The sequence below is a fragment of the Caballeronia arvi genome (assembly GCF_001544695.2).
In the GTDB taxonomy this organism is placed as follows: Bacteria; Pseudomonadota; Gammaproteobacteria; order Burkholderiales; family Burkholderiaceae; genus Caballeronia; species Caballeronia arvi.
On the sequence record NZ_FCOM02000147.1, the window covers coordinates 1 to 4,164 of the forward strand.

Genomic DNA, 4,164 nt, shown 5'->3' on the forward strand with positions numbered 1-4,164 from the left:
GAGCTGACGGGATCGTCGTCGGAGATCGTGTTCAAGCCTCTGCCGATGGATGATCCGTGGCATCGTCAGCCGGATATCTCGCTCGCGCGCGATGCGCTCGGCTGGTCGCCCTCCACGCCGCTCGACGAAGGCCTGATGCGCACCGCGCAGCATTTTCGCCGGGTGATCGAAGCCCTGCAAGTGCGCAACGCTCAGTCCCCTCAGGCCATGGCGTAAGCACCCAGCACCCGATCGGAAGGTGTCCATGTCTCCGAGAAAGCGCGGATGGACGACGCGCGAGGCATAACGATTGCTCGAATCGTCGGCAATCAACCTCAACAGTTTTGAAGGAACCAGCGATGCAAAACGAACCATCTGATCCCGTCGAGCGTGCGGACGAACGCCGAAAGGTGCTTGGCGAAGGCGATGTCAAGGAAAAGCGCGACGGCACGATCGAGCAGCGCGAGCACGGGAACATGGACTCGAGCCTTGTGCCGAAGGGCAAGGATCATCCGGAGGAAGGCCCGTACGTCCCCGAACACGATCATGTCGATCCGGACCTCGAGCCCTCGAGCAGAAGCGGCAGGCCGGGCAAGTCCGACAACGAAGCCTAGGCTCGCTACACGGCGCACCGCAATTTGCAGGAAAACCACACGAGGCGTCCATGAAAGCACTCATCTGGCACGGCAAGAAGGACATTCGATACGACACGGTTCCCGACCCGCGCATCGAGCATGGCCGCGACGCGATCATCAAGGTTTCGACCTGCGCCATCTGCGGCTCCGATCTTCACCTGTTCGATGGCTTCATGCCCGGCATGAAATCCGGCGACGTCATGGGTCACGAATTCATGGGCGAGGTGGTCGAGGTAGGCCGAGACAATTCCGCGCTCAAGATTGGCGACCGTGTAGTTGTGCCGTTCACGATCATCTGCGGCGAGTGCGACCAATGCAAGCGGGGCAACTTCTCGGTCTGCGAGCGCTCCAATCGAAACAAGGACGCTGCCGATAAGCTGTTTGGCCACGCTACGGCGGGCTTGTTTGGCTACACGCATTTGACCGGCGGCTACCCCGGCGGGCAGGCCGAATACGTGCGCGTGCCTTTCGCGGACAAGACGCATGTGAAAATCCCGGACGGGCTGACCGATGAGCAGGTGCTTTTTCTCGGCGATATCTTCCCGACCGGTTGGCAGGCGGCGGTTCAATGCGAAATCGAGCCGACCGATACCGTCGCGATCTGGGGCGCCGGTCCCGTCGGACAAATGGCGGTACGCAGCGCGCTGCTGCTCGGCGCGAAACAAGTCATCGTGATCGACCACGTTCCCGAGCGTCTGGCCATGGCGCGCGCGGCAGGCGCAGTCCCGATCGACTTCAAGGAAGAAAGTGTGCTGGATCGCCTGCGAGACCTGACGCAGGGCAAAGGTCCGGAGAAATGCATTGACGCTGTGGGCATGGAATCGCACGCGACGCGCTCGTTCGACGCCCTCTACGATCGCGCCAAGCAGGCGGTCATGTTAGAGACCGACCGGCCGCACGTGCTTCGCGAAATGATTTACGTCTGCCGTCCGGCTGGCACGCTTTCGGTGCCGGGCGTGTATGGCGGGCTGATCGACAAGATACCGTTCGGCGCCGCGATGAACAAGGGCCTCACCTGGCGCATGGGGCAGACGCACGTCAACCGCTGGACCGACGATCTGCTGCGCCGCATCCAGGAAGGGAAGATCGATCCTTCGTTTGTCATCACGCACCGCATGCGTCTGGAGGATGGCCCATCGATGTACAAAACGTTCCGCGATAAGGAAGATGGCTGCATCAAGGTGGTCCTTAAGCCCTGACGGCGGCGCAGCCCACCATGTTCAGGGAAAGCCGATCGCTAACTCGAAAGTCCCCATCATCACAGCAGCCCCGCCATGCGGCTGAGGAGTCACAGTGGACATGCTATCCTGCTCCCCTTCCATCACGACGATGATCCGCATGGATCACACGCATGTGATGGCGGCCTTTCATCGCTACCACGCCGAAACGTCCTGGTGGAGAAAGCGCGCGATCGTCGAACTCACGTGCACGGCGCTGGAAATACATGCGCAACTCGAAGAAGAGATCTTCTATCCCTCGCTCAGCGAGGCGATGGCCGACGACGAGCGTCTCACGAAGAGTAAGCCCGAGCACGACAAGATGCGGGAAGACATCGCGAAGCTGCGCGCGATGGGCCCCGATGATGCCGCCTACGATGCGCGCTTCATGCAGCTCATGCGTGAAGTGATGCATCACGTCGCGGATGAGGAAACGGTGCTGCTACCGACCGCCGAGCGCGCGCTTGCATCGCAGCTGTCCGAGCTCGGCATGCGCATGACGAAGCGCCGCATGCAGCTCGTCGCGCAATACCGGCCCGGCGCGATCGCGGCGAATACCGTGGGCACGTTTCCGCTCGCATCGTTTGCGTTGATCTCGATCGGCGCGCTCGCGCTCGCGCATTGTCTGCGGCCCGCCGCCCCGCGCCACGGATATCGCGCGTAACGGCGCTCAAGGTTCTCGCGGCGTGCCGTTGTCAGCACCAACCTCAATGCACTCTTGCGGTCGATTGAATCAGCGGGCTACGCGCATGGCCGCTCCGCCCAAGCCAGAGCTGCGCAGTGGACAGGCCAGCCCGTAGAACATGGGCGTCATTTCATGACTCTTTCGCATGCAGCGAATGCGCCCTTGGTCATCTGATTGTCTTCCACGTCTCCCTCGGTCGCGGTTAATCGAATGCCGTGCTTTCCTGGCGCGGGCGCGTTCACGCTTTTGCATCGATCCGTTGGGAATTATCTATGGAACAACGATTGCTTGGTCGAGCGTGGCTGTCTGATTTCTGTCCATTCCCGGTGGCATTGCGCGATGCCAGCAATCGGGGTGCCAAATCGTTTGGAATCCCGCTTTCCTTTTCATTGACCTGCCTGGTGACGCGCAACGGCTGTCGGAAACGCTAGCGTCGCGAACATGCAGCAAATCCCTGCTGCCTGGCGATGCAAACGCCCTTGCCAGCCGGGTTATTCACTTGCGCAGCTGACAGGAAACGGTATATACCGTTATTGCCTACACGACGAACGCGACGTCCGCCCTCGGCGCCGCACCGCTCCACGCTGATCATGAGGGCGTGAAACAGGTAATCGCCATGCCAGACAAGCATCTCTCACGCGCCTTCGACGCCTCGCTCGATGCGCTCTCGACCCATCTTCTGGAGATGGGCGGTCTCCATTGACGCAGTGTTCCGCTCGTTTCCCGCAGCCTCGCCGTGCAGATGCGCAGCACCCGGATTCATCCCGGTCGCGCTCGAATACCGGTTCATAGCCAAGGCTCTGGAGCGGACCGGAGATCACGCCAAGAATATCGCTGAGTTCCTCGTGGTCGCGGTCGAGGGCCGGGACGTGCGCCGCATATCGTTGGACGAACTCGAATGAGAGGCCTCGGCGAATTGACGGCGCCTTCGACGATTGTTTTATCGCGACGAGCCGCTGAAGGACCCTTCCTGGAGACGCTCTCGTAGCCGCTTGGCATCGAACGGCGCCTGTACTTTTTGATCGTTGTCGAAGTAACAGAATACATCGCGCGATGCGCGGCTTCGCGGCTTGTGCGCCGTGATGAGCCGGGCATCCTCGGCCTGCGTTCCATTCGCCCAGCAAACGATACGATGCGCCCATGCGTCGAGCGCCTCGTCGATATACGCGCCGCCGTAAAGCGTTTCTGTGCCGTGCAGACGCACGTACACGAAATCCGACGTCAAATCTTCTGCGTATGGCCAGCCAGCAGTGGAGTCCGATATGACCAGCGCAACGCCGTGTTTACGCAGCAAGCGTACGAAGGTCTCGTCAAGAAAGCTAGGATGTCGAATCTCGACGGCGTGCCTCAACGCCCGGTTTTTCCTTGGCGCATCGAACCACGGCTCCTTTACTCGCGTGTCGTGTCGCTGAGCAAAGGCAGCGGCGGAGGCCGCATCCTTCGGCAAGAGTGCGAGGAAGCGCTCGAAGTCGTTCACATGAAAGGCGAAGCTCGGCGGGAATTGCCAGAGAAACGGGCCGAGCTTTTCGCCAAGGCCCAGCACGCCAGAGGCGAAGAAGTTCGCCATTGCAGGGATGGCCGTTTCGTCGCGAAAGCGCAGCATGTGGGTGAGATAGCGAGGGCCCTTGACGCTGAAAACGAATTCGTC

At 61.0% G+C, this 4,164-nt stretch carries 5 protein-coding genes and 1 pseudogene; 5 read left to right on the top strand and 1 reads right to left on the bottom strand.

Going from position 1 to position 4,164, the window contains the following annotated elements; genetic code table 11:
- The 5 genes and pseudogenes from AWB74_RS43455 to AWB74_RS43475 all read left to right on the top strand — a co-directional run.
- Nucleotides 1–216: pseudogene (locus tag AWB74_RS43455) on the top strand (SDR family NAD-dependent epimerase/dehydratase); the annotation flags it as partial.
- A 122-nt stretch (nucleotides 217–338) separates the two neighbouring features.
- Nucleotides 339–593: a hypothetical protein gene (locus tag AWB74_RS43460; protein WP_061152653.1), complete on the top strand. Its 255-nt coding sequence runs from the start codon at nucleotides 339–341 to the stop codon at nucleotides 591–593.
- A 50-nt stretch (nucleotides 594–643) separates the two neighbouring features.
- Nucleotides 644–1,813: a zinc-dependent alcohol dehydrogenase gene (locus tag AWB74_RS43465; protein WP_061152654.1), complete on the top strand. Its 1,170-nt coding sequence runs from the start codon at nucleotides 644–646 to the stop codon at nucleotides 1,811–1,813.
- Nucleotides 1,814–1,913: 100 nt separating this feature from the next.
- Nucleotides 1,914–2,495 (top strand): hemerythrin domain-containing protein, encoded by a 582-nt coding sequence (locus AWB74_RS43470; RefSeq protein WP_061152656.1) that lies wholly within the window; start codon nucleotides 1,914–1,916, stop codon nucleotides 2,493–2,495.
- Between the two features lie 680 nt (nucleotides 2,496–3,175).
- Nucleotides 3,176–3,418 carry a PhoU domain-containing protein gene (locus AWB74_RS43475; protein ID WP_061152655.1) on the top strand — a complete coding sequence of 81 codons (243 nt, stop codon included), beginning with the start codon at nucleotides 3,176–3,178 and terminating at the stop codon, nucleotides 3,416–3,418.
- Between the two features lie 38 nt (nucleotides 3,419–3,456).
- Here AWB74_RS43475 and AWB74_RS43480 read toward each other — a convergent pair.
- Nucleotides 3,457–4,164: DUF72 domain-containing protein (locus tag AWB74_RS43480; protein ID WP_061152657.1), on the bottom strand; the 708-nt coding region annotated here is incomplete at its 5' end.

Bases quoted from the DNA above. Each gene is read 5' to 3' on its own strand.
- AWB74_RS43460 (WP_061152653.1), top strand. From the start codon at position 339: ATGCAAAACGAACCATCTGATCCCGTCGAGCGTGCGGACGAACGCCGA.
- AWB74_RS43465 (WP_061152654.1), top strand. From the start codon at position 644: ATGAAAGCACTCATCTGGCACGGCAAGAAGGACATTCGATACGACACG.
- AWB74_RS43470 (WP_061152656.1), top strand. From the start codon at position 1,914: ATGCTATCCTGCTCCCCTTCCATCACGACGATGATCCGCATGGATCAC.
- AWB74_RS43475 (WP_061152655.1), top strand. From the start codon at position 3,176: ATGCGCTCTCGACCCATCTTCTGGAGATGGGCGGTCTCCATTGACGCA.